A 26923-nucleotide genomic window follows, 5' to 3' on the forward strand; every position below is an offset into this window, starting at 1 on the left:
AGGCACCAAGATGCCTTTTTTAATTAGTGATGATGACCATGCTCACCTTTGAGCTGATTACCTTGCGCATCATAAAATCCACTTGCACCATGCTCAACAAACCCTAAGTTGATCATTTTAGCTAAAAATGGATCGCTTTCATTATCACCGATATCTGCGTAATCGGTGGTTTGGTAGTTATCCCATTTCGCAAACTCTGCCTGAATCTTTTGCTGGTTGTAATGACTGGCTGTTAAAGCAATTTCACGGCTATAAGTTGGTGTTGAAATACGAATTGCTTTGAGTAACTTTTGATTGGCAAGCCAGCTTAGCTCTATTTTGCTCTCACCCTGCTGCTGTGTGTAATACTCTGTTAACTCACAGCCTTCACCGGTGCTTTTCTGGTGCGTCATTGAGGCTAAAAACTTATCGCTTACTAGCTGATATTTGCTACTCCAATCTTGTTCACCTTGCACTTCCGATGGTTGATACTCAATACCACGCTGGGCATGCTGAAAATAACGAATTGGGCGAATTTGTTGATTGCGCAACTGTTGCCATAATTCAATAAATTGTGGATTCTGCTTAGCCACCTGGTGAGGCGTACGCCAAAGGGTAAAAGTGTTTTCAGTATGCTGCTTATTAGCAACGATTTCTGTGGTGACTTTATAGTCTGCTTGCGTAAAACCGGTGTTCATATCGCATTGCCCTGCAACAGCAAGTGGACTAAGTAATGAGGCAAGTAAGATGGCTGCTTTCACGGGATTCTCTTTTGTCTTGGTTTACTTTATAACTAATTGAGTAAGGGAGGCATGGAGCCTCCCAAACACTCATTATTGTGCTAATTTAGCATCAGCTTGTTTAACAAGGTCAGCGGCATAATCCATAACATGGAAGATAAGGCTTTGCTCATTAGTGCCTGTTACTAAATGTGCACCTGGACCAACTGCATACACACCCACATCTTCTGCTGCATGTGTTTCAGAGCCTAGAGGTACGACGGCTTCTTGGTGGAAACCTGGTGTTGTTGTGTCAACATCTGTTAAATCAACACGACCTGTTACCGGTGCAAAGTTATAACCTGCATCAGCATCAGTCTCATCACCTAAGTCGCGGAAACCGCCACCATTGGTATAACCAACCGTTGTGTATGGCATGTTATCTGCTGCAAGTGATGGTTCATCACTACCCACAGGTACCACTTTACCTAAGATTGGGTTACCACGTTTTGGGTAGCCTGCAATGGTAAATACGTGGCTGTGGTCAGCTGTTACTATGATTAACGTGTCTTCGATGCTGGTTTTATCAAGAGCAACTTGGACTGCTTTTGAAAGCTCAACTGTGTCGCTTAGTGCATTGTAAGCATTACCCGCGTGGTGACCGTGGTCAATACGACCAGCTTCAACTGTTAGCATGAAACCATTGGCGTTGTTATCTAACACATCAATTGCTTTTGCTGTCATTTCAGCAAGTGAAGGCTCGCCTGCTACATCGTTTGCACGGTCTGCTTCGTATTGCATATGTGATTCATTGAATAAACCAAATACGCGCTCTGTTGACTCTGCATCAATTGCATCAAAACCAGCTTGGTCCATCACATATTGACCTGCAGGATATTTAGCTTTCCACTCAGCTGTTAGGTCGCGACCATCTGTACGGTCACCTTCTACTGAGCTCACAGCATCAGCAGAGTTAAACGCTGCGTCTTTCGGTAAGAAATGACGACGACCACCGCCCATGACAACTTCTAAACCATCAACATCTAAGCCTTCATAGCGTGCTTCTAGGTTTGCTTCAAAATTAACTAATTGCGATGCAATATCTTCACAGCCAGCGGTAACTGCCGCTTCTGGCATATCTGATACGTCTTCCCAGTTACGGTCAGCCGATTTTGCATACGTTGCTGCAGGCGTTGCGTGAGTGATACGCGCTGTCGAAACAATACCCGTCGACTTACCGGCAATCTCAGCAAGCTCAGTGGCTGTAACTAGTTCATTACCTGCAACCGTTGCACAGTTACCACGTTCGATGTCTTCATCAACACCGATAACGCCAGCATCCGTTTTTACGCCCGATGCCATTGCTGTCATCGTACCCGCAGAATCAGGTGTTTGCGCATCAACGTTATAGGTTTTAGCAAACCCTGAGAATGGTAGTGTTTCAAAGCTTAGTTGATGTTCTTCTCCTAGCTTACCCTCTAGTTGACCGGCCATAATACGTGCTGCTGTGACAGTTGAAATACCCATGCCGTCACCAACAAACAGAATCACGTTTTTCGCTTTACCTGACTCTTTTACAACGGCAGCAATGTTTTCTTCGCTACTAGCGACTTTAACTTGTGCTGACTTGAACCATTCATTATCAGTCAACGGCGCTAATTGCGATGCCGTTAACGACGTTGCTGGTGCATTACATGCAACGCTTGTATCCGTTACTTCTGCTGAGTCTAGCTCACCGTTATCGTTGCTATCTTCACCGGTAAGGGTTTCTGTACCACCGTTTACGCACTGCTCAGAGCCAACAGCTAATGTATTTTCAATGGTTAATGTTTTTGGTGAGTTGTCATCGTCATCAGAACAACCCGCTAATGCCACTACTACAGCAAGAGAAATTAAATTTAGTTTTTTCATCGTCGTCGCCATTATTCTTCAATTAGTTCTAGAGCTTGGTTAATGATGTGGAAAATTACGTTTTGCTCCACAACGCCTTGTGCTAGTTGCGCACCTGGACCTTTTGCATGCAGTGAAATATCTTCACCTGCATGAGTCTCTGAACTTAGTGGCACAGTGGCTTCTTGGTGATAACCAGGAGTAGTCGTATCAACACCCGTTAAATCAACACGGCCTGCAAATGCCGCTTCGCTATAAGATGCATCAGCGTCGGTTTCATCGCCTAAATCGCGAAAACCTAAACCATTAGCATAACCAACTGTGGTGTAAGGCATACCATCTGCCGCAAGGCTTGGCTCTTCGCTACCAATAGCAACTACTTGACCTAAGATTGGATTACCACGCTTTGGGTAGCCCGCGATAGTGAATACGTGGCTGTGGTCGGCAGTAACAAGAATAAGAGTTTCTTCTGGGTTGGTGTTCTCAACTGCTGTTTGCACTGCTTTGGCAAATTCAACGGTATCGTTTAACGCGTTATAAGCATTGCCCGCATGGTGACCATGATCGATACGGCCTGATTCAACCGTTAAGAAAAAGCCTTTTTCATTGCTCTTTAAGATATCAATTGCTTTACCTGTCATTTCAGATAATGACGGTTCACCCGCTACATCGTTAGCGCGATCTGCTTCGTATTGCATGTGTGATTCGTTAAATAATGCAAATACACGTTTGCTGTCAGCATTTAGTGTATCGAAGCCTGCTTGGTCCATGACGTACTTACCATCAGGGTACATTTCTTGCCACTCAGCCGTTAGGTCACGCTCATCCGTACGGTCACCTTCTACTTCGCTCACTGCATCAGTTGAGTTAAACGTTGCGTCTTTTGGTAAGAAGTGACGACGACCACCGCCCATCACAACTTCAAGACCATCTACGTCAGTCCCTACGAAGCGTGCTTCTAGGTTTTTCTCAAAATTTACAAGTTGTGAGGCAATATCTTCACAACCGGCTTCTACAGCATCAGCCGGCATATCTGATACGTCTTCCCAGTTACGGTCAGCTGATTTTGCATAGGTTGCAGCCGGTGTTGCGTGAGTAATACGCGCCGTAGAGATAACACCTGTTGCTAAACCTTTAATTTCTGCCAGTTCTGTTGCGGTAATTAACTCGTTACCAGCAACAGTTCCACACTCGCCACGTTCGATATTTTCGTTAACACCAATTACACCTACATCGGTTTTAACACCTGAAATAATTGCTGTCATTGTGCCTGCAGAGTCAGGGGTTTGCGCATCAACGTTATAGGTTTTGATTTGCGCTGAGTATGGAAATTCTTCAAAGCTTAGTAAGCCTTCTTCGCCTGACTTGCCTTCCATTTGTCCCGCCATGATACGAGATGCAGTCAGCGTTGAGATCCCCATACCATCGCCAACAAATAAAATGACATTTTTAGCTTTAAACGTTTGCTCAGCCTGAGCCGCCGCCTCTTTTTCCGTTAATTTTGTTTCAGCGGCACTATACCAATCATTTTGTTTTTGACTGTCTGGTAACACACCTGCATTGGCTGTCGCTGACAATGCCAACGTTAAACCAATTGCAGTAGCAATTTTATTAATTTTCATCGTTACGTTCCGTTAGTACGTTATTTTAAGAATTTGAGTGCTAACTAAACTGCACTTGGATAATTAGCGCAGCCATACTAAGAAGGCATTGTTACTAAAAAAGTGGTTTTTCATGACGAAATGATGAAACCAAAAACAACTTTAGCTATAGGTAAGTAATTAGTTTTAGTAGAAATAACAGAGTTGGTTGCTAGGTGTGAGTTGCGAGGGTAAAAGTTCTAGCTTCTAGGTCAAGCATAACCTTGGGAGTGCTTTAATGTGGTTTGGCTTTACCAAAGAAAAGGTTTACATGGATTGTGTTGGGTTTCGCTGCGCTCAAACCAACCTATCCGAAGAATGAACAGGCCGAATGCTGAGTGAGATACCGCACAAAACAACTCCACCAATCTAATCTGACGTCTGAAAGCTGACAGCTGATAGCTTTTCTTCACCCATAAAAAAACCCGAGACTAAGCTCGGGTTTTTCTTAATGCTCGATGCATCACTATAGTTGATTACTCAACGATAGTTGCAACAACACCAGCACCAACTGTACGGCCACCTTCACGGATAGCGAAGCGTAAACCTTCGTCCATCGCGATTGGGCAGATTAGTTCTACAGTCATCTTGATGTTATCACCAGGCATTACCATTTCAACGCCGTCTGGTAACTGTACGTCACCTGTTACGTCAGTTGTACGGAAGTAGAACTGTGGACGGTAACCTTTGAAGAATGGCGTGTGACGACCACCTTCATCTTTAGAAAGTACGTATACTTCTGAAGTGAACTTCGTGTGTGGAGTGATTGAACCAGGCTTAGCTAGTACTTGACCACGTTCAACGTCTTCACGCTTAGTACCACGTAGAAGTGCACCGATGTTCTCACCCGCACGACCTTCGTCTAGAAGCTTACGGAACATCTCAACACCTGTACAAGTTGTCTTCGTAGTTTCTTTGATACCTACGATTTCAACTTCGTCATTCACGTTGATGATACCAGCTTCAACACGGCCAGTTACAACAGTACCACGACCTTGGATTGAGAATACGTCTTCGATAGGCATGATGAATGGCTTATCGATGTCACGCTCTGGCTCTGGGATGTAAGAATCTAGTGCTTCTGCAAGCTCAACGATTTTGTCTTCCCACTCTTTCTCGCCTTCTAACGCTTTAAGCGCTGAACCTTGGATTAGTGGTAAGTCATCACCTGGGAAGTCGTACTCAGAAAGAAGTTCACGAACTTCCATCTCAACTAGCTCAAGTAGCTCTTCGTCGTCAACCATGTCACATTTGTTCATGAATACGATGATGTAAGGTACACCAACCTGACGAGAAAGTAGGATGTGCTCACGAGTTTGTGGCATAGGACCGTCAGTCGCAGCAACTACTAGGATTGCGCCGTCCATTTGAGCAGCACCAGTGATCATGTTTTTAACATAATCGGCGTGTCCTGGACAGTCTACGTGTGCGTAGTGACGAGTTGGAGTATCGTACTCAACGTGTGAAGTTGAGATTGTGATACCACGCTCACGCTCTTCTGGAGCGTTATCGATTGATGCGAAGTCTTTAGCTACACCACCGTATACTTTTGCAAGTACGTTAGTGATTGCTGCTGTTAGAGTTGTTTTACCGTGGTCAACGTGGCCGATTGTACCAACGTTTACGTGCGGTTTTACGCGTTCAAACTTTTCTTTTGCCATCTTAAAAAATTCCTATAAAGAAATTAACGCCTGACCCACTATTGGGCCAGACAAGCTAAATCATATAACAGCGCGAGCTGCAATTATTGCATCTGCAACGTTTTTAGCGGCTTCTGCATACTTCAAAAACTCCATAGAGTAAGATGCACGGCCTTGTGTTGCAGATCGCAGATCAGTTGCATAACCAAACATTTCAGAAAGTGGTACTTGCGCATTAATTTGCTTAAGACCACCGAATGCTTCTTCCATGCCTTCGATCATGCCGCGGCGACGGTTTAAGTCACCAACTACATCACCCATGTTTTCTTCAGGAGTGATAACTTCAACCTTCATTACTGGTTCTAGAAGAGCTGGGTTTGCTTCAAGCGCACCTTTCTTCATCGCCATTGAACCTGCAATCTTAAATGCCATTTCATTCGAGTCTACATCATGGAATGAACCATCATATAAAGTCGCTTTAACGCCAAGTAATGGGTAGCCAGCAAGCACACCTTGAGCCATTTGCTCTTGGATGCCTTTGTCTACCGCAGGGATGTATTCTTTAGGAACTGAACCACCAACGATTTCGTTAACGAATTCGTAAGTTGGCGCATCATCTTCCGAAATATCCATCGGTTCAAGTTTAAGCCAGACGTGACCATATTGACCACGACCACCTGATTGACGTACGAACTTCCCTTCAACTTCAACAGCTGAACGGATAGCTTCACGGTATGCTACCTGCGGCTTACCAACGTTACATTCAACACTGAATTCACGTTTCATACGGTCGACAATGATATCAAGGTGAAGTTCACCCATACCAGAAATAATAGTCTGGCCTGATTCTTCGTCAGTTTGTACTCTGAAAGACGGATCTTCTGCCGCTAGTTTACCTAACGCGATACCCATCTTATCTTGGTCAGCGACTGTGCGAGGCTCAACCGCAACAGAGATAACTGGCTCTGGGAACTCCATACGCTCAAGCGTAATGATTGAGTTCGGATCACACAGTGTCTCACCTGTTGTTACGTCTTTAAGACCAATAGCCGCTGCGATGTCGCCTGCGTAGACTACTTTGATCTCTTCACGTGAGTTTGAATGCATCTGAACGATACGACCAAGTCGCTCACGCTTACTTTTAACTGGATTGTATACCGCATCACCCTGTTTAACAGTACCAGAGTAAACACGGAAGAAGGTCAAGGTGCCAACGAACGGGTCTGTCGCAATCTTAAAAGCAAGTGCGGCAAACGGTGCGTTGTCATCAGCAGGACGTTCTTCCTCAGTACCATCTTCAACGATACCTTGGATTTGTTTCACTTGTGTTGGCGCAGGCATATATTCGATAACAGCATCAAGCACAGCTTGAACACCCTTATTCTTAAATGCACTACCACACGTCATTGGAACAATTTCGTTTGCTAATGTGCGCTGACGTAAAGCTGCTTTAATTTCAGCTTCGGTCAGGTCTTCACCTTCTAGATATTTGTCCATTAGTTCTTCTGATGCTTCAGCAGCGCTCTCAACCATGTGAGAACGCCATTCTTCTGCAAGCTCCAGAAGCTCTGCCGGAATGACATCATAAGAGAAAGTCATGCCTTGATCTTCGGCATTCCAGTTAATGGCTTTCATCTTAATAAGGTCAATAACACCTTTAAAGTCGTCTTCAGCACCAATTGGTAGCTGAATTGGAACAGGCGTTGCTCCAAGACGAGATTTCACCTGGTCCACAACTGTTAAGAAGTCAGCTCCAGTGCGATCCATTTTGTTTACGAAGATCATGCGAGGAACTTCGTATTTGTTCGCCTGACGCCAAACTGTCTCAGTTTGCGGCTGTACACCAGATGAAGCACAAAGAACAACTACCGCACCATCTAGTACGCGTAAAGAACGCTCTACTTCGATAGTGAAATCTACGTGTCCTGGCGTATCAATGATATTGATGCGATGGTCGTCAAATTGAGCGTCCATCCCTTTCCAGAAACACGTTGTTGCAGCAGAAGTGATTGTGATACCACGCTCTTGTTCCTGCTCCATCCAATCCATAGTTGCAGCACCATCATGTACTTCACCGATCTTATGAGAAAGACCCGTGTAGAACAGAACACGTTCTGTTGTGGTGGTTTTACCTGCATCTACGTGAGCGCAAATACCGATATTGCGATAGCGCTCAAGTGGAGTTGTACGTGCCATATGATCCTCTTAAAGGTTAAGGGCAGATTACCAACGGTAATGAGCGAATGCTTTATTCGCTTCAGCCATACGGTGAACGTCTTCACGTTTCTTAACCGCAGTGCCTTTGTTGTCAGCAGCGTCAACGATTTCTTGAGCTAAACGTAAGCCCATAGATTTTTCGCCACGCTTACGTGCAGCGTCTACTAACCAACGCATACCTAATGCGTTGCGACGTACTGGACGTACTTCAACTGGTACTTGGTACGTTGAACCACCAACACGGCGAGATTTAACCTCTACCTGTGGGCGAACGTTTTCAAGTGCAGCTTCAAAGATTTCAAGGTGCGACTTGCCTGATTTCTCAGCAGCCACGTCTAACGCACCATAAACGATTTTTTCAGCAGTAGATTTCTTGCCGTCTAACATTACTACGTTAACGAATTTAGCAAGAAGTTCCGATCCGAACTTAGGATCTGGAAGAATTTTACGTTGACCTATTACGCGTCTTCTAGGCATTTTGTATCTCCGGTATCTTCAGGTTTGCTCTTTTAGAGTCAATACCCAAAACAATTAATTTAAAAATTTAGTGCTTGGCCTTACTAACGGAGAACCATTAGCCCTTAGGGCGTTTAGCACCGTATTTAGAACGAGCTTGACGACGGTCGCTAACGCCTGCACAGTCAAGTGCACCACGTACAGTGTGGAAACGCACACCTGGTAAGTCTTTAACACGACCACCACGGATTAGGATTACACTGTGCTCTTGTAAGTTGTGGCCTTCACCACCAATGTAAGATGTTACTTCGAAACCGTTAGTTAAACGAACACGCGCTACTTTACGTAATGCAGAGTTTGGTTTCTTAGGTGTAGTTGTATATACACGAGTACATACACCACGCTTTTGCGGACAAGCTTTAAGTGCAGCTGAGTTACTTTTAGTAACTTTGCTACGACGTGGCTTACGCACTAGCTGGTTAATAGTTGCCATTTAAATAGCTCCTGAAATTAAAATTACTACTGAAAAAATAAAAAATCCGCCCTGTTTACATGCTCGTTACAAAACGTGCAGGCAAATGGGTGGCGGAATTTTAATGAGCAAAGTTTAACCTGTCAACCTTAACTCATCGTAAGGCAGAAGATAACTGCCTTACGATTTCTTAATCTATTGATTAAGCTGAGATTATTGGTTTCCAGAGATATCTGCGTTTAGTGCGTCAGTAAGTGCTTGAGTTGCCTCTTCAGCGCTTACTGTTTGCTCTTCAACGATTTCACCTTGCTTGCGACGGTTTAAACGGTCTTGGTGATACGCAAAGCCTGTACCAGCTGGGATCAGACGACCCACGATTACGTTCTCTTTCAGACCACGAAGCTCATCGCTCTTACCATTTACAGCGGCTTCAGTTAGGACACGAGTTGTCTCCTGGAAAGATGCTGCAGAAATGAAAGATTCTGTTGCAAGTGACGCTTTAGTGATACCCATTAACTGGATTTCAAACTTCGCTGGGATCTTGCCTTGTTTCTCAAGTTCACGGTTAGAAATATTAACGCGTGCTACTTCAACTTGTTCACCGGCTAAGAACTCAGTGTCACCGCCGTCAAGGATGATACATTTACGTAGCATCTGACGAATAATTGTCTCAATGTGCTTGTCATTGATCTTAACGCCTTGCAAGCGGTAAACCTCTTGCACTTCGTTAACGATGTAGTTAGCTACATGAGTTACACCACGTAGGCGTAAGATGTCATGTGGTGACTCAGGACCATCGGCGATAACCTCACCTTTAGACACTTGCTCACCTTCGAACACGTTAAGTTGACGCCATTTAGGGATCATCTCTTCGTATGCGTCACCCTCAGCAGGAGTGATTACAAGACGCTTCTTACCTTTAGTTTCTTTACCGAAGCTGATAGTACCGGTGATTTCTGCAAGGATTGCAGGATCTTTCGGCTTACGTGCTTCGAATAAGTCAGCTACGCGAGGTAGACCACCCGTGATATCACGAGTCTTCGAACCTTCTTGCGGAATACGTGCTAGTACGTCACCTGGGTTTGCAGTTGCACCGTCTGTTACTTCAATCGTTGTGAATGAAGGAAGACGTGTTTCTTGCAGACCACGCTCATCGCTTTCGATGATTAGTTTAGGTTCTTTCGCATTCGCTTTACCTAAGTCTTTAACAACCACACGTGTTAAACCAGTTAACTCGTCTGTTTGTGCTTCGGTATTTGAGTCATCAATGTCGCTGAATGAGATTTTTGACTTGTGCTCAAGAACGATTGGGTGACTATGCGGGTCCCAAGTAGCAACGATGTCGTTACCTTGAACTTCTGCATTATCTTGTACTGCTAACACCGCACCGTAAGGTACTTTATAACGCTCTTTCTCACGACCAAAGCTATCGATGATAGTGATCTCTGTTGAACGAGACGTGATAACAATCTTACCGTCTGTGTTTAATACGTACTTCGCATTGTGTAACTTCAATGTACCGTTAGTTTTAACTTGTACACTGTTTTCAGCAGACGCTCGAGATGCCGCACCACCGATGTGGAAGGTACGCATCGTAAGCTGTGTACCCGGCTCACCGATTGATTGTGCCGCGATAACACCTACTGACTCACCTGGGTTGATGATGTGGCCACGCGCAAGGTCACGACCGTAACACTTAGCACATACACCAAAGTCATTATCACAAGTGATTACTGAACGAACGCGTACTTCATCCACTGAGTGCTCTTCTAAAAGGTCACACAGTTTTTCGTCAAGCATAACGTTACGCTCAACAAGTACTTCGTTAGTATTTGGAATTAATACATCTTCAGCAACAACACGACCTAGTACACGTTCACGAAGTGCTTCTACAACGTCACCACCTTCGATAAGCGGTTTCATTGTTAAGCCATCTTCTGTGCCACAGTCGTCTTCGTTGATTACTAAGTCTTGTGCAACGTCTACTAGACGACGCGTTAAGTAACCCGAGTTTGCTGTTTTAAGTGCTGTATCGGCAAGACCTTTACGCGCACCGTGCGTTGAGATGAAGTACTGTAGTACGTTTAGACCTTCACGGAAGTTAGCCGTGATTGGTGTCTCGATGATTGAACCATCTGGACGTGCCATTAGACCACGCATACCCGCTAACTGACGGATCTGAGCGGCGCTACCACGTGCACCTGAGTCTGCCATCATAAACACTGAGTTAAATGAAGATTGCTCTTCTTCTTCGCCTTTCGCGTTGATTACAGTGTCTTTTGATAAGTTCGCCATCATCTCACGTGATAAGTTTTCATTTACACGTGACCAGATATCGATAACTTTGTTGTACTTTTCACCAGCCGTTACAAGACCTGATTGGAATTGTTGGTTGATTTCAGTTACTTCAGCTTCCGCTGATTCAATGATTTCTGCTTTAACCGGTGGGATAACTAAGTCATCGATACCGATTGAAACACCTGACTTCATTGCGTAGTGGAAACCTGTGTACATTACTTGGTCAGCAAAGATAACGGTATCTTTAAGACCTAGACGACGGTAACACTCGTTTAATAAGCCAGAAATTTGTTTCTTACCTAGGGCTTGGTTGATTAACTCAAACGGCATGCCTTTAGGTAGGATTAGTGAAAGAATTGCACGACCTACTGTTGTTTCAACAATAGATACTTGCTCAACTGCTTCACCTTCTTCATTGTCAACTGTTTCGCTAATACGTACTTTTACGCGCGCATGTAGCTCAGCATTACCACTGCGGTATGCTTTTTCAGCTTCTTTAGGATCTTTAAATACAGTACCTTCGCCTTTCGCATTGATGCGATCACGAGTCATGTAGTAAAGACCTAATACAACGTCCTGTGAAGGAACGATGATTGGCTCACCATTCGCTGGAGATAGGATGTTGTTTGTAGACATCATTAGAGCACGTGCTTCTAACTGTGCTTCAAGCGTTAACGGTACGTGTACCGCCATTTGGTCACCATCGAAGTCAGCGTTGTACGCCGCACAAACTAATGGGTGTAAATGGATCGCTTTACCTTCGATAAGCACAGGTTCGAACGCTTGGATACCCAAACGGTGAAGTGTTGGTGCACGGTTAAGTAATACTGGATGTTCACGAATTACTTCGTCTAATACATCCCATACTTCTGCCACTTCACGCTCAACCATCTTCTTAGCAGCTTTGATAGTCGTAGCCATGCCGCGACGCTCTAATTTGCCGTAGATAAATGGTTTGAATAGCTCAAGTGCCATCTTCTTAGGAAGACCACACTGGTGTAGTTTAAGCGTAGGACCTACTGTGATTACAGAACGACAGAGTAATCTACACGTTTACCAAGTAAGTTCTGACGGAAACGACCTTGCTTACCTTTGATCATATCAGCAAGCGATTTAAGAGGACGTTTGTTAGAACCTGTGATCGCACGACCGCGACGACCGTTATCAAGTAGCGCATCAACCGCTTCTTGTAACATACGTTTTTCGTTGCGTACGATAATGTCAGGTGCTGCTAGATCTAATAGACGCTTAAGACGGTTATTACGGTTAATAACACGACGGTAAAGGTCATTCAGATCAGAAGTCGCAAAACGACCACCGTCTAGTGGTACTAATGGACGTAGATCAGGCGGAAGTACTGGAAGTACTGTCATGATCATCCACTCAGGGTTGTTACCTGATTGGTGGAAAGATTCCATTAATTTAAGACGTTTAGTGATCTTCTTACGCTTAGTTTCAGAGTTAATTGTTGGTAACTCTTCGCGCATTTCAGCAATTAATTGGCCAAGATCAAGTTCACGAAGCAAGTCTAATACTGCTTCTGCACCCATCTTCGCTTCAAACTCATCACCGTGCTCTTCAAGTGCATCTAGGTACTCTTCTTCACCTAAAAGCTGACCACGCTCAAGCGTTGTCATACCAGGCTCAGTTACTACGAATGATTCGAAGTAAAGTACGCGCTCGATGTCACGAAGTGTCATGTCTAGCATTAAGCCAATACGTGACGGTAATGATTTTAAGAACCAAATGTGCGCAACTGGGCTCGCAAGCTCAATGTGACCCATACGGTCACGACGCACTTTAGTAAGCGTTACTTCAACGCCACACTTTTCACAAATAACACCACGGTGCTTAAGGCGCTTATATTTACCACATAAACACTCATAATCTTTCACTGGGCCGAAAATACGGGCACAGAATAAGCCGTCGCGCTCAGGCTTGAAAGTACGGTAGTTGATTGTCTCAGGTTTCTTTACTTCACCGTATGACCATGAACGAACCATATCTGGCGAAGCAAGACCAATGCGAATTGCATCGAATTCTTCGGTCTTATTTTGTTGCTTCAGAAACTTAAGTAAGTCTTTCACCTTAGCTCTCCTGTCGGAGGTTAATCTTGAGGGCGAACCAATCGCCCCTACATTCTATTCGGCCTAACAGGTGCGGCTTACGCCGCACCTAAATGGCTTAATTTTCTTCCAACTCGATGTTGATACCCAGTGAGCGGATTTCTTTCAACAATACGTTGAACGATTCTGGCATACCTGGTTCCATCTTATGGTTACCATCTACGATGTTCTTATACATCTTAGTACGACCGTTCACGTCATCCGATTTCACTGTTAGCATTTCTTGTAGAGTATATGCAGCACCGTAAGCTTCTAGTGCCCACACCTCCATCTCACCGAAACGCTGGCCACCGAACTGAGCTTTACCACCCAGCGGCTGCTGAGTAACAAGGCTGTAAGAACCAGTTGAACGTGCGTGCATCTTGTCATCAACCAAGTGGTTAAGTTTCAGCATGTACATGTAACCAACAGTTACTTGACGTTCGAACTGATCGCCAGTACGGTCATCATAAAGTGTAACTTGACCGCTTCTTGGATAACCACCAAGCTCTAGTAAGTCTTTGATTTCGCTTTCACGAGCACCATCAAAGGCTGGAGTTGCGATCGGTAAACCACCTTTCAAGTTATCAGCTAAGCGACGAACTTCATCATCAGAGAACGAGTCGATATCAACTTTCTGACGACAATCACCTAATTCGTAAACTTTCTTAACGAAGCTACGGATTTCGTGCAGTTCACGCTGCTCTTTCATCATTTCTTCTAAACGCTCACCCACACCACGTGCAGCAAGACCCATGTGTGTTTCTAGGATCTGACCGATGTTCATACGTGATGGTACACCTAGCGGGTTCAGAACGATGTCTACCGTACGACCTTTGTCATCGTATGGCATATCTTCTACTGGTACGATAGTCGAGATAACACCTTTGTTACCGTGACGACCCGCCATCTTATCACCTGGTTGGATACGACGTTTAACAGCTAGGTATACTTTAACAATCTTAAGTACGCCTGGTGCTAAGTCATCACCTTGAGTGATCTTACGACGTTTGTTTTCAAACTTCTTATCGTATTCAGCTTTAAGCTCATCGTACTGGGCAGCTAGCTGCTCAAGTTCAGCTTGCTTGTCTTCTTCAGCAAGGCTTTGAGTAAGCAGCTTTTCAGCATTTAGTGATGCAATTGAATCTGCGTTCAGACCTGCGTCAACAAGTAACTTACGAGCACGGTCTAATACACCTGCTTCTAAGATACGGAACTCTTCGTTGAAGTCTTTCTTCGCTTCGCGAAGCTGCATGTCTTCAACTTCTAACGCACGCTTATCTTTTTCAACACCGTCACGGGTGAAAACTTGTACGTCGATTACAGTACCAGTTACAGAGTTTGGTACGCGTAAAGAGCTGTCTTTAACGTCTGACGCTTTCTCACCGAAGATAGCACGTAGTAGCTTTTCTTCTGGTGTTAATTGCGTTTCGCCTTTCGGAGTCACTTTACCTACTAGGATATCGCCGCCTTTAACTTCAGCACCGATATAAACAACGCCTGATTCATCAAGCTTGCCTAGTGCAGACTCACCTACGTTAGGGATATCTGCTGTGATCTCTTCAGGACCTAATTTAGTATCACGTGCGATACATTGTAGTTCTTGAATGTGGATAGTCGTTAGACGATCTTCTTGAACTACACGCTCAGATAGTAGGATTGAATCCTCGAAGTTATAACCGTTCCATGGCATGAATGCCACGCGAAGGTTTTGACCAAGTGCTAAGTCACCTAAGTCAGTCGAAGGACCATCTGCTAATACGTCACCACGTGTTACCGGCTCACCAACCATACAAGTTGGTTTTTGGTTAATACATGTATTTTGGTTTGAGCGAGTGTATTTAGTAAGGTTGTAAATATCGATGCCCGCTTCACCTGGAATACGCTCATCTTCATGTACATTTACAACGATGCGGCTTGCATCCGCATACATTACTTCACCACCACGCTTAGCAACGATAGTTACACCAGAATCTTTCGCTAGTGTCAGCTCGATACCTGTACCTACCAGCGGTTTGTCCGCGATTAGTGTTGGTACGGCTTGACGTTGCATGTTTGAACCCATCAATGCACGGTTAGCATCATCGTGTTCTAGGAACGGGATAAGTGCTGCCGCTACAGAGATCACCTGTTGTGGTGATACGTCCATATATTGCTGGTCCATTTTGCCCATAAAGGTTGATTCACCTTTGTGACGACATGGAATTAGTTCATCAACAAACTCATTGTTTTCGTTCAAGTTTGAGTTCGCCTGAGCGATAACAAACTGACCTTCTTCAATGGCTGATAAGTAATCTACTTCATCAGTAACTACACCGTTTACCACTTTACGGTAAGGTGTTTCTAAGAAACCATAGTCATTTGTACGTGCGTACGTAGACAATGAGTTAATTAGACCGATGTTTGGACCCTCAGGCGTTTCGATTGGACATACACGACCATAGTGAGTTACGTGAACGTCTCGAACCTCGAAGCCAGCACGTTCACGTGTTAAACCACCCGGGCCTAATGCAGAAATACGACGCTTGTGCGTTACTTCTGAAAGCGGGTTATTTTGGTCCATGAACTGTGATAACTGAGATGAACCAAAGAACTCTTTAACCGCAGCCGAAATAGGCTTAGCGTTAATAAGATCTTGTGGCATTACAGCGTCAAGGTCACCTAAGCTTAAACGCTCACGTACAGCACGCTCAACACGTACTAGACCAACGCGGAATTGGTTCTCAGCCATTTCGCCAACACTACGGATACGACGGTTGCCTAAGTGGTCGATATCATCAACATCGCCAACACCGTTACGAATAGCGATAAGCACTTTCATAACAGCTACGATGTCTTCTTTCGATAATGTGCCAGGGCCAGTATCTGAGTCATAACCTACACGGCTATTGAACTTCATACGACCAACTGTTGATAAATCGTAACGCTCGTCAGAGAAGAACAAGTTATCAAATAAGGCTTCAGCCGCGTCTTTCGTCGGTGGCTCGCCTGGGCGCATCATGCGATAAATTTCTACTAATGCTTCTAAACGGTTGCTTGTTGTGTCGATACGTAATGTATCTGACATGTAGGCGCCGCTGTCCACTTCGTTGATATATAGTGTATCAATCTTAGTGTGACCTGCTTTAACCAATTCAGCCATTAGCTCAAGTGATAGCTCGTCATTCGCGTTTGCGATGATCTCACCCGTTGACTCATCAACATAGTTTTTAGCTACAACACGACCAATGATGTACTCATGCGGTACTTCTAATTGGTTAATACCTTTTTTCTCGATGTTCTTGATGTGACGCGCAGTAATACGACGACCCGCTTCAACAAGGACTTCACCGTCTTCGCCTTTGATATCAAAAGCGGCAGTTTCACCACGTAAGCGTGAAGGAACAAGTTCCATAAGAACTTTACCGTCAGCAACTTCAAACGCAGTTGTATCGAAGAATATCTCTAGGATTTCATCCGTTGAGTACTCAAGTGCACGTAGGATGATTGACGCCGGTAATTTACGACGACGGTCAATACGTACATAAAGGTTATCTTTTGCATCAAACTCGAAGTCTAACCATGAACCACGGTAAGGAATTACACGCGCGTTATAAAGTACTTTACCTGACGAGTGAGTTTTACCGCGGTCGTTATCAAAGAATACACCAGGGCTACGGTGTAGCTGAGAAACGATAACACGCTCTGTACCATTGATAACAAAGGTACCGGTATCAGTCATGAGCGGAATTTCGCCCATGTAAACTTCTTGCTCTTTAATGTCTTTAACTGTGCCTGGTGCTTCTTTGTCCATCACCACAAGACGCAATTTTACGCGAAGTGGAGCAGAATAAGTCACACCGCGAATTTGACATTCTTTTACATCGAATACTGGCTCACCAATACGATAACTTACGTATTGAAGCTCAGAATTTCCCGAGTAGCTTTTGATAGGAAACACAGAACGGAAAGCAGCTTCCAAACCGTGATCGCCATCAGCGTCAGGGACTAAGAATTTTTTAAACGATTCTAACTGCGTCGACAGTAAGAAAGGTATATCCAAAACTTGTGGACGTTTACCAAAATCCTTACGGATACGTTTCTTTTCAGAATAAGAGTAAGCCATGGGGTTCCTCAGCTTGCTAATCTTTGACCCGACCTGTTCTTGTAAGAACAGACTTAACTGGCATCTAAGCCAAGATGTACAACATTAAATTGTTGTTCTATTTTGCTCTGACACTTCCAATACCAAAATAGGTAACAACTTGAAAGTAAAGAGAAAATTAGATTTTATTTGCGTTACAGGATTGCATCGCTCTATAGCGCAAAAAGGCCGGTGATTAAATAATCACCAGCCCTTGCCTGATTACTCAGGCAGCGAACCTAGCGTAAGCTAGATTACTTAACCTCAACTTCAGCACCAGCTTCAGTAAGGTCTTTTGCAAGTGCTTCAGCTTCTTCTTTAGATACACCTTCTTTGATAGGTGCAGGAGCAGCTTCAACAAGTGCTTTAGCTTCTTTAAACGCCAAGACCAGTAGCACCACGTACAGCTTTGATAGCTGCAACCTTGTTAGCGCCAGCGCCAGTAAGGATTACGTCGAACTCAGTCTTTTCTTCAGCTGCTTCAGCAGCAGGACCAGCAACAACAGCAGCAGCTGCAGTTACGCCGAATTTTTCTTCCATTGCTTCAACTAGAGCAACAACGTCCATTACTGACATTTCAGCAATAGCATCAAGGATTTGGTCTTTAGTTACAGACATTACAAATTTCCTAATTATTACGGACTAAATATAGCCCAAAAAAAATATTACACCGAAAGTGAACAAAAAAACAGCTTAAAATTAAGCAGCTTGCTCTTCTTTCTGTACACGTACTGCTTCAATTGTTTTACACAATTTACCTGCAGACGCTTCTTTCATAGCGCTCATTAAGCGTGCAACAGCTTCGTCGTAAGTAGGTAGAGTTGCTAGCATAGCTGCGTCTACTACGTTACCTTCAAATGCAGCCGTCTTAACTTCGAATTTCTCGTTCTTCTTCGCGAAATCTTTGAAGATACGCGCAGCAGCACCTGGGTGCTCTGAAGAGAAAGCGATTAAGCTTGGACCTACAAGTGAGTCAGAAAGGCACTCAAAATCTGTACCTTCAACAGCACGTTTAGCTAAAGTGTTACGAACAACTTTCATCCATACACCAGCTTCACGAGCTTCTTTACGAAGGGCAGTGATAGCACCAACTGTTACACCACGAGAATCTGCAACAACTGCAGAAAGAGCACCAGTGGCTGCTTCGTTGACTTCAGCAACAATTGCTTTTTTGCCTTGAAGATTTAAAGCCATGGGTGTTACTCCTGGTTTAATGGGTTGCCGAAATTGGCTTCCCTGTTCTACTCTTCCCCATCTAAGATGGAGATGCTTTTTACGGCGAGAGCCAGAAGATTAGGAAAAATCTATCTGGGGATTCACACCGTCTACGTAGGTAAAATATTAAGGCCGAAGCCGCCTACGGTCTTGGACGGAAGTCCAATTTATCGTTTTTACCCGAAGGCATTACGAAATTATGGACTTCAACCCGAATTCTTTACTTGTTTTGAAATTAACTTTCTCAACAAAATGGCGCAAAATTATAGTTCAAATTTCGCGCCATGTAAACTCTTAATTAAGCAACAACTGTGCTTAGAGAGTTTTGGTCAACAGCAACACCTGCGCCCATTGTTGTAGAGATAGTTACTTTCTTCACGTAAGTACCTTTTGCTTGAGAAGGTTTAGCCTTCTTAAGCGCAACAATAAGAGCTTCAAGGTTTTGTTGAAGTTGCTCAGCAGTGAAATCAACCTTACCGATAGTAGTATGGATGATACCGTTCTTGTCGTTACGGTAACGAACTTGACCTGCTTTCGCGTTTTTAACTGCTTCTGCAACGTTAGGCGTTACAGTACCAGTTTTAGGGTTTGGCATTAGACCACGTGGACCTAAGATTTGACCTAGTTGACCAACAACACGCATAGCGTCTGGAGATGCAACAACAACGTCAAAGTTCATCTCGCCTTTCTTAACTAGATCAGCAAGATCTTCCATGCCCACTAATTCAGCACCAGCTTCTTTCGCAGCATCTGCGTTAGCGCCTTGTGTGAATACAGCAACACGAACTTCACGACCAGTACCGTTAGGTAGTACAGTTGCACCACGTACGTTTTGGTCAGATTTACGAGCATCGATACCAAGGTTAACAGCAACGTCAACACTTTCTACGAATTTAGCTGTCGCTAACTCTTTTAAAAGAGCAACTGCTTCGTTGATTTCGTAATCTTTAGTTACATCCACTTTTTCGCGGATAGTACGCATACGTTTAGTTAATTTTGCCATTATCTTAGTCCTCTACGTTCAAGCCCATCGCACGCGCAGAACCTGCGATAGTGCGAACTGCAGCGTCCATATCAGCCGCTGTAAGGTCAGGTCGTTTTGTCTCAACGATTTCTTCAAGTTGAGCACGAGTTACTGTACCCACTTTTTCAGTGTTAGGATGGCCAGAACCTGATTTGATGCCTGCAGCTTTCTTAAGTAAGTAAGCAGCCGGTGGAGTTTTCATGTCGAACGTGAAAGAACGGTCACCGTAAACAGAGATCACTACAGGAACTGGAGCGCCTTTTTCGATAGATTCTGTACGTGCGTTGAACGCTTTACAGAATTCCATGATGTTTACACCGTGTTGACCTAGTGCTGGACCTACTGGAGGACTAGGGTTAGCCATACCAGCGGCAACTTGTAGCTTGATAATAGCTTCAACTTTTTTAGCCATAATAAATACCTCATTTGGTGGGTCATAGCCTTGTGCGCGCGAGGACGCGTACTCTAACGGCTTCCCAGTTTAAAAATTGGTTCTCACTTTTTAGTGATAAAACAAGTTGTAACTTGCCCTAACACAAAAAGGCCGCTGATTATAAGTTAATCAGCGGCCTTTTTCAAGCTTATTGCCAAAATATTAAACGATTTTGGCAGCTTTAATTTTTTACTTACTTGTCTTGCTCAACTTGACCAAATTCAAGGTCAACAGGTGTCGAACGACCGAAGATAAGAACAGACACTTTCACGCGGCTCTTCTCGTAATCAACTTCTTCAACAACACCGCTGAAGTCAGCAAATGGACCATCGATAACACGAACAACTTCGCCTGGCTCGAATAATGTAGCTGGCTTAGGTGCTTCAGAGTTCTCTTGAAGACGGTTTAAGATGCGGTCAGCTTCTTTTTGGCTAATTGGTGCTGGACGATCAGACGTACCACCAATGAAGCCCATAACACGAGCAGTGCTGTTCACTAGGTGCCAGCTTGCATCGTTCATGTCCATTTGAACTAGTACGTAACCTGGGAAGAATTTACGCTCAGACTTACGCTTTTGGCCAGCGCGCATCTCAACAACTTCTTCAGTTGGTACTAATACTTCACCAAAACTATCTTCCAAACCTTCGATCTTGATGTGCTCAAGAATAGTTTGTGCTACACGCTTCTCGTAACCAGAGAAAGCTTGTACTACGTACCAACGTAGTTTCTTTTCGTTCTTCTCATCCGACATGGGATTAGATCTCCAATCCAGTTAAAAAGCCTACTGCGCGGAATAAAATGCCATCTAATCCCCAAAGGATAAGCGCCATAATCACAGTTGCAACCATTACAATTAATGTCGTATGTGTTGTTTCTTGGCGAGTTGGCCACACAACTTTACGTACTTCGATACGTGCTTCTTTTGCAAACGCAAGAAAAGTACGACCTTTTTCAGTTAGTGAGGCAATGCCTAAACCAGCTGCAACAGCAACCACTACACCAATAGCACGTAATAATACAGATTGGTCTGCATACATGTGGTTACCAACGACTGCGCCTGCTAGTAGCGCAATTGCTACAATCCACTTTACTGAATCCATCGCACTTGATGGTGTTTCTACATTCGTGCTCATAATATTTTTACCTTAACTACAGACACAACAACCCTGCGCTCTGGCAGGGTTAATCCATTAAAATCTAAACTTAAAAACTGACTTGTTTAAACCGATTTTTAATTTCAGACTTAGCACACATTGTGTAAAAAGTGGCAGGGGCGGAGAGATTCGAACTCCCAACCGTCGGTTTTGGAGACCGCTGTTCTACCAATTGGAACTACGCCCCTGCAAAGTGGATGCCTATTATACTTACGCAATTCATTAACACAAGAGTAAAAGATACCCATTAGTTAAAATCTCATCAGTTCGTTTAAAAATCAATATTAACATTGATTAAAAAGCAGTTTATCATAAACCCATTACAGGAACATAAAACAACATGGATCAGTGTGCTGCTATTAAAATCCCCTTTTAATATTGTATTGTTATGCCTCATTTTGTTGATGGCTAATCAGAGTAGTGCCCGTTCTTTACACCTTAGCACTTTTAATAGTCAGCAGGGCCTGAGCCAAAATTCAATCACTTGCAGCATCACTGACCAACAAGGTTTTTTATGGTTTGCCACACAAGGTGGCTTAAATCGCTTTGATGGTTATGAATTTAAGCGTTTTAAAGCTAACAGCGATGATAAAAGCATTTCAGGGAATTGGATTACAGGCTGTGTTAGAGATAGTAAAAACCAGCTATGGTTTTCGACTGCAAGCAAAGGGCTTAATAGACTCAACCCTAAAACCGGTCTGTTTGAGGTGTTTTCTACACACCATAATGAAAGCCTAAGTGAAGATAAAATTTGGTCTATGGCGTTAGCTAAAGACGATGTTATGTGGCTTGGCCACGAACACGGTAAATTAACCCGTTTTGATGTATCAAATAATAGCTTTACACACTTTCACTATGAATCAGCGCAGCCACTGGTTCGAGACATTGTTATTACCGATGAACTAATTTGGCTTGCCACAGATAAAGGGCTTATTTCATTTAACTCAAGCACTGAGCAATTTACTCAGCATGCTCAGATTTCCGTGCCGCTCTGGCATCTCAAATTGCTTAATGACGAAAAGCTGCTTATTGGCGCTAAAAAAGGTCTTTATATATTAAATTTAGCAACGCAAAGTAGTGAAAAAATCGAACAGTTTAATGGAATCTGGGTAACAGACAGCCTCGTTGACCAACAGCAAAACCTTTGGCTTACAAGCTACGGGCAAGGTCTATACCTTTTACCTGCAGGTGCTGACTTACAAGAGCGATTCACTCAACATCGTCATGACAAACAAAACCACAATGGCTTAAGCAGCGACTATTTGCTTTCTCTTTATCAAGACTCGCAAGGTATTATTTGGCTGGGCACAGACGGCTATGGTGTGCACCGCTATGATCCTAAGCAGCAACAGTTCTCTCATCAATTAAAAACCTCTCAAGCAAATTCGTTAAGTCATAACTTTGTCCGTTCAATAGTTAAAAGAGCCAATGGTGAGGTCTGGGTTGGTACCCGTGATGGACTCAATCGCAAAACAACCTCTGGTTATCAGCACTTTAAAGACGCCCTAACCAATAACAATATATTTGCCCTACACGAAGACGCTAACCAGCAGTTGTGGATAGGTACGTACGGAGGCGGCTTAATAAAGTATCAAGACAGCCTTGATGAGTTTACAGCTTTCACCATGCAAAGCCACCAGCTAGCCAGTGACCGTGTTTACGCAATTACCAGCGACAAAACAGGTGCGCTTTGGCTTGGTAGTAACCAAAGTCTAACCCGTTTCGAGCCAGCCTCTGCCAAAGTAACTCACTATAAACACAGTGATACGCAAAATAGCCTTGCCAACAACACCGTATTTACTTTGGCTTATGATAATAAAGAGCATGCACTGTGGATTGGTACCCGAGCAGGACTCAATAAACTCGATATATCAACAGAGCAATTTAGTTTATTAGATGAACAAAGCTCTGGTGAGGCAGGGCTTAGCCATAACATGGTCACCTCTTTATTGCTGAATGACGACAGCATTTGGGTTGGCACCATGCAAGGCTTGAATCAAGTCAACAAGCATACCCTCACAGTGAAACAGATTACTGAACAACAAGGTTTAGCTAATGACAACATTTTTGACATTCTTGCCGATAAACAAGACATGCTTTGGCTTGCAACCAATGGCGGACTCACTCGTTATAACCCCAGCACGCAGCAAATGCAGCAGTTTCTACCAGAAGACGGCATTCAGCATCAATCATTTATATTAGGTGCGAGCTTTCAAGCTGACGATGGCGAGTTATTTTTTGGTGGTATTAATGGCTACAATCATTTTTACCCTGAGCAACTAACCTTATCGCACACACCCCCTACGCCAGTGTTAACTGAGTTATTACTTAATAACCAAACAATTAAAAGTAATCATTTTGATAAGCAAACCAATACCCTTGCTAGTGCAACTCAGACATTCTCGTTTGCACAATCTGCTGGGGTTATCGGCTTTAAATTTAGTGCATTAAAAAATGGTGCGACTCCAAAACATTATCAATATGGCTACAAGCTAGCTGGCTTTGATGAGCAATTTTTATATACCGATGCATCCCTTAGACAAATTAACTATCCACAGCTGCCTGCTGGTCACTACCAGTTATTGCTAAAAGCAAAAGATCAATATGGTCAATGGAGTGACAGTACACAGCTGTTAGAACTTACTGTTGTGCCTCCTTGGTGGCAAACTAAACTAGCCTACTGTATTTACTTTGTGTTTGCTTTAGCACTGACTTGGCTTGTGTTAAATGCCTTGTACAAGCGCAAACTAGCAGAGCAAGAGAAGCAAACCGAAATTGAGCTAAACAAATTAAAAGACCAGTTTTTAGATAACATTAGCCACGAACTCAAAACACCACTTAGCTTAATACTCGCTCCTATCAGTCAGTTGCAGCGAAGCAATGCCGATCCAAAAGCTCAAACGCAACTAGCCAGTATTAAACGAAACTGCCAACGCTTACTAGAGCTAATCAATCAACTTTTACAATTGAGTCAACGCCCAAGCACGGCAATTTACACTGTCAGCCCCTATTCTATTACGCCATTTTTAACAGATTTAGTGGCGGATTTCAGGCCTCTGTATGAGCAAAAACAGCTGCAATTTAGCTTCACTGACACCACCACTACAGCACTTAAGATTAACCTTGCTCCTGAACATGCTCACTCGATTTTTAGTAATCTGATAAGCAACGCTCTTAAGTACACCCCTGCAGGTGGCACAGTCGATATTCACCTTAGTGAAGTACAACAAGCGTTAAAGTTTAAAATTACTGATACCGGTGTGGGTATTGCCAGTGAGCATCAGCAGTCGATTTTTCAGCGCTTTACTCGCTTAACATCGTCAGAAGCAGGAAGTGGTATTGGCATGAGCTTAGTAAAACAACTCGTTGAACAATACGGTGGTTCTATCAGTGTAAGCAGTAAAATCGCTGAAGGTAGCTGCTTTACTGTGTCATTACCTATGATTGAAAGTGCTGATAATCAAGCCAGTAGCGCTATGCAAGTTCATACCTCACAACCAACACTGCTGATTGTTGAAGATAATGAGGAAATGGCAGAGCTACTCCTTTCTTTATTTAATAAAGAGTTTAACTGTATCTGTGCAACTGATGGTCAGCAAGCTCTCGACCTTTGCCAGTCAAACTTACCTGAGCTCATTATTAGTGATGTGATGATGCCAAATATGGATGGTTATCAATTATTAGCAGCACTGCGTTCAAACCCAGCCACCAGCCACATTCCGGTATTATTACTTTCTGCTAAAGCAGATACCCACAGCCGCTTAAAAGGGCTGGATTTATTAGCTGATGATTTTTTGAGTAAACCTTTTGAACCTACTCTACTAGTTAGCAGAGTAAAAGGACTGCTTAATCTAAGACATATTTTAAACCAACACCTAACAGCACAACTGGCAGCTCCTCTGAATAGTGATACAGCCGCTGTAACAGTACAAAATAAAGATTATTCCTTCACTGAAAAGCTTAAGCAGACAGTACAAGCACACTACCAAGATGAAAGCTTCTCGGTTGAGCAGCTAGCCTCTGCGTTATGTTTAAGCTCTCGAGCTCTGCAACTAAAAATGAAAGCCTTGTACTCACAAACACCTTCTGATTATTTACGCAATACTCGCTTAGAGTTTGCAAAAAAACAGCTAATCGATAGCGAACTAGCAATTGGTCAAGTCGCAGAGCAAGCAGGTTTTAGTTCACAAAGCTATTTTGCCCGAAGCTTTAAGAGCTATGTTGGCTTATCACCAAAACAGTATCGAGAAAAACATCAAAAACATGCCGAATTTCGCGTCAGTGAATAAAGTTTTCGCCTGAGTGCTATTAATAAAACACTGATTTTTATAGCTTATCCATACAAACGTCAATAACAACAAAGCCCATAGTGCGGCGTTATTTACTGCATGAGATATAAGTTAAGGAAAGTCATATGCTCACCAAAACACACAAAGCAATTTCGATTACGTTACTTGCTGCGGCACTGACTGCATGCCAGAGTACTTCGACAACCACCAGCAATACCAATAGCCCAGATATAAACGAAGTTGCACAGCAGCAATACAATGGCCCAAAAGCTCGGATCGCTGTTGCCCGCTTTACTGATAAATCAAACGATTCACGTTGGTGGCGTAAAGAAATTGGTGAAGGTATGGCCGATCAACTTACAACCGCATTAGTTAGCACCAATCGGTTCATTGTTTTAGAGCGACAAGCACTTGATGCCGTATTATCAGAACAAGACCTTGCTGTGTCAGGCCGTGTGAGTGCAGCTTCTGGTGCTGCGTATGGTGAAATAGAGGGAGCCGAAATTGTTGTGGTTGCCGCAGTCACAGAGTTTGATGATGACAACTCAGGCACTCGTGTCGGCAGTGGTGGCTTTATCGGTGATGTATTTAGCTCGGTATCGGCGGGTTTTTCAAGTTCGCACATGGCGATTGATTTACGATTAATCGATACGCGTACTTCTCGTATTCTAGCCGCTACCAGTGTTGAGGGTGGTAGTAAAGATTTTGACTTTACATCAGCAGCAACCAATTTTGGTGGCGCACTCGTTGGTGGTAACTTAAGTAGCTGGTCAAATACACCAAAAGAAAAAGCATTGCGCGAAGTGATCGTAAAAGCTGTTGAGTTTTTAGAATCAAAAGTGCCAACAACTTATTATCGCTATAATAGTGATAACACCATTGCAGCTGGCCATACAGCCCCTGCACCACTAAAAGTAACCGCAGCAGCACCCGCTAAAAAGCCAGTTGCATCGGTTAGTGTTCCAACTCACAGAATGCCTTACTACGAAAAAACAGACTTAGCGATGTCACGACTGAACTTGGTTTGTTTGGGTTATTTGAAAAGGCAGCCTCACTACGAAGAATATGAAATAGAAGACGTAGAGTACGATGAAGCAACGGTGATTGCGCTCACTGAGTATCAGCAAGAAAAAAAGCTGAAAGTGACAGGCCTTGCTGATGAGACAACTAAAAAGTCTCTTGATGATTCAGGGTGTATTGCCAAAACGAACAAATCAAGTTTAGAAAGCTTTGGCAGTATGTTTAAATTTAACTAAGCAAACTAACAGC

The 26923-nt window shown here is 43.6% G+C and carries 15 protein-coding genes, 1 tRNA gene and 2 pseudogenes; 2 read left to right on the top strand and 16 right to left on the bottom strand.

Annotated features, from left to right (window positions below; genetic code table 11):
• Positions 1–23: 23 nt before the first annotated feature.
• The 16 genes and pseudogenes from ACRWSG_RS07150 to ACRWSG_RS07225 form a co-directional block, all read right to left on the bottom strand.
• Positions 24–740, bottom strand: coding sequence for a hypothetical protein (locus ACRWSG_RS07150; protein WP_166339644.1), 717 nt, complete (start codon positions 738–740; stop codon positions 24–26).
• Positions 741–812: 72 nt separating this feature from the next.
• On the bottom strand, positions 813–2609 hold the full coding sequence (locus tag ACRWSG_RS07155; RefSeq protein ID WP_138601209.1) for an alkaline phosphatase: 1797 nt from the start codon (positions 2607–2609) through the stop codon (positions 813–815).
• Positions 2610–2620: 11 nt separating this feature from the next.
• On the bottom strand, positions 2621–4210 hold the full coding sequence (locus ACRWSG_RS07160) for an alkaline phosphatase (RefSeq protein ID WP_187489787.1): 1590 nt from the start codon (positions 4208–4210) through the stop codon (positions 2621–2623).
• A gap of 494 nt (positions 4211–4704) precedes the next feature.
• Complete coding sequence (gene tuf / locus ACRWSG_RS07165; RefSeq protein WP_054564107.1) at positions 4705–5889, bottom strand: elongation factor Tu; 1185 nt, start codon at positions 5887–5889, stop codon at positions 4705–4707.
• 60 nt (positions 5890–5949) lie between these two features.
• A complete protein-coding gene (fusA, locus tag ACRWSG_RS07170) occupies positions 5950–8064 on the bottom strand; it encodes an elongation factor G (RefSeq protein ID WP_462165968.1) in 2115 nt (704 codons plus the stop codon).
• Positions 8065–8091: 27 nt separating this feature from the next.
• Positions 8092–8562 carry a 30S ribosomal protein S7 gene (gene rpsG / locus ACRWSG_RS07175; protein WP_054554834.1) on the bottom strand — a complete coding sequence of 157 codons (471 nt, stop codon included), beginning with the start codon at positions 8560–8562 and terminating at the stop codon, positions 8092–8094.
• A gap of 97 nt (positions 8563–8659) precedes the next feature.
• A complete protein-coding gene (gene rpsL / locus ACRWSG_RS07180; RefSeq protein ID WP_002958885.1) occupies positions 8660–9034 on the bottom strand; it encodes a 30S ribosomal protein S12 in 375 nt (124 codons plus the stop codon).
• A gap of 192 nt (positions 9035–9226) precedes the next feature.
• A pseudogene (rpoC, locus tag ACRWSG_RS07185) lies at positions 9227–13398 on the bottom strand (DNA-directed RNA polymerase subunit beta').
• Between the two features lie 97 nt (positions 13399–13495).
• Positions 13496–17521: a DNA-directed RNA polymerase subunit beta gene (rpoB, locus tag ACRWSG_RS07190; RefSeq protein WP_462165969.1), complete on the bottom strand. Its 4026-nt coding sequence runs from the start codon at positions 17519–17521 to the stop codon at positions 13496–13498.
• 272 nt (positions 17522–17793) lie between these two features.
• A pseudogene (gene rplL / locus ACRWSG_RS07195) lies at positions 17794–18157 on the bottom strand (50S ribosomal protein L7/L12).
• An 81-nt stretch (positions 18158–18238) separates the two neighbouring features.
• Positions 18239–18733 (bottom strand): 50S ribosomal protein L10, encoded by a 495-nt coding sequence (gene rplJ / locus ACRWSG_RS07200; RefSeq protein WP_054554829.1) that lies wholly within the window; start codon positions 18731–18733, stop codon positions 18239–18241.
• A gap of 319 nt (positions 18734–19052) precedes the next feature.
• The gene (gene rplA / locus ACRWSG_RS07205) at positions 19053–19757 is read right to left on the bottom strand and encodes a 50S ribosomal protein L1 (protein WP_054554828.1); all 705 of its coding nucleotides are present in this window, start codon (positions 19755–19757) and stop codon (positions 19053–19055) included.
• A 4-nt stretch (positions 19758–19761) separates the two neighbouring features.
• The gene (rplK, locus tag ACRWSG_RS07210; RefSeq protein WP_462165970.1) at positions 19762–20190 is read right to left on the bottom strand and encodes a 50S ribosomal protein L11; all 429 of its coding nucleotides are present in this window, start codon (positions 20188–20190) and stop codon (positions 19762–19764) included.
• A 214-nt stretch (positions 20191–20404) separates the two neighbouring features.
• The gene (gene nusG, locus ACRWSG_RS07215; protein ID WP_054554826.1) at positions 20405–20962 is read right to left on the bottom strand and encodes a transcription termination/antitermination protein NusG; all 558 of its coding nucleotides are present in this window, start codon (positions 20960–20962) and stop codon (positions 20405–20407) included.
• 4 nt (positions 20963–20966) lie between these two features.
• Positions 20967–21344, bottom strand: coding sequence for a preprotein translocase subunit SecE (gene secE / locus ACRWSG_RS07220; RefSeq protein WP_036971579.1), 378 nt, complete (start codon positions 21342–21344; stop codon positions 20967–20969).
• Positions 21345–21476: 132 nt separating this feature from the next.
• Positions 21477–21553, bottom strand: a tRNA-Trp gene (locus ACRWSG_RS07225).
• A 216-nt stretch (positions 21554–21769) separates the two neighbouring features.
• Here ACRWSG_RS07225 and ACRWSG_RS07230 point away from each other — a divergent pair.
• A complete protein-coding gene (locus tag ACRWSG_RS07230) occupies positions 21770–25654 on the top strand; it encodes a hybrid sensor histidine kinase/response regulator transcription factor (protein ID WP_462165972.1) in 3885 nt (1294 codons plus the stop codon).
• 125 nt (positions 25655–25779) lie between these two features.
• Positions 25780–26910 carry a CsgG/HfaB family protein gene (locus tag ACRWSG_RS07235; protein WP_462165973.1) on the top strand — a complete coding sequence of 377 codons (1131 nt, stop codon included), beginning with the start codon at positions 25780–25782 and terminating at the stop codon, positions 26908–26910.
• Positions 26911–26923: the final 13 nt, after the last annotated feature.

It is taken from the genome of Pseudoalteromonas sp. GB43 (assembly GCF_054923805.1).

Coding starts and splice junctions, on each gene's coding strand:
- ACRWSG_RS07155 (WP_138601209.1), bottom strand. CDS start 2,609: ATGAAAAAACTAAATTTAATTTCTCTTGCTGTAGTAGTGGCATTAGCG.
- ACRWSG_RS07160 (WP_187489787.1), bottom strand. CDS start 4,210: ATGAAAATTAATAAAATTGCTACTGCAATTGGTTTAACGTTGGCATTG.
- tuf (WP_054564107.1), bottom strand. CDS start 5,889: ATGGCAAAAGAAAAGTTTGAACGCGTAAAACCGCACGTAAACGTTGGT.
- fusA (WP_462165968.1), bottom strand. CDS start 8,064: ATGGCACGTACAACTCCACTTGAGCGCTATCGCAATATCGGTATTTGC.
- rpsG (WP_054554834.1), bottom strand. CDS start 8,562: ATGCCTAGAAGACGCGTAATAGGTCAACGTAAAATTCTTCCAGATCCT.
- rpsL (WP_002958885.1), bottom strand. CDS start 9,034: ATGGCAACTATTAACCAGCTAGTGCGTAAGCCACGTCGTAGCAAAGTT.
- rpoB (WP_462165969.1), bottom strand. CDS start 17,521: ATGGCTTACTCTTATTCTGAAAAGAAACGTATCCGTAAGGATTTTGGT.
- rplJ (WP_054554829.1), bottom strand. CDS start 18,733: ATGGCTTTAAATCTTCAAGGCAAAAAAGCAATTGTTGCTGAAGTCAAC.
- rplA (WP_054554828.1), bottom strand. CDS start 19,757: ATGGCAAAATTAACTAAACGTATGCGTACTATCCGCGAAAAAGTGGAT.
- rplK (WP_462165970.1), bottom strand. CDS start 20,190: ATGGCTAAAAAAGTTGAAGCTATTATCAAGCTACAAGTTGCCGCTGGT.
- nusG (WP_054554826.1), bottom strand. CDS start 20,962: ATGTCGGATGAGAAGAACGAAAAGAAACTACGTTGGTACGTAGTACAA.
- secE (WP_036971579.1), bottom strand. CDS start 21,344: ATGAGCACGAATGTAGAAACACCATCAAGTGCGATGGATTCAGTAAAG.
- ACRWSG_RS07230 (WP_462165972.1), top strand. CDS start 21,770: ATGGCTAATCAGAGTAGTGCCCGTTCTTTACACCTTAGCACTTTTAAT.
- ACRWSG_RS07235 (WP_462165973.1), top strand. CDS start 25,780: ATGCTCACCAAAACACACAAAGCAATTTCGATTACGTTACTTGCTGCG.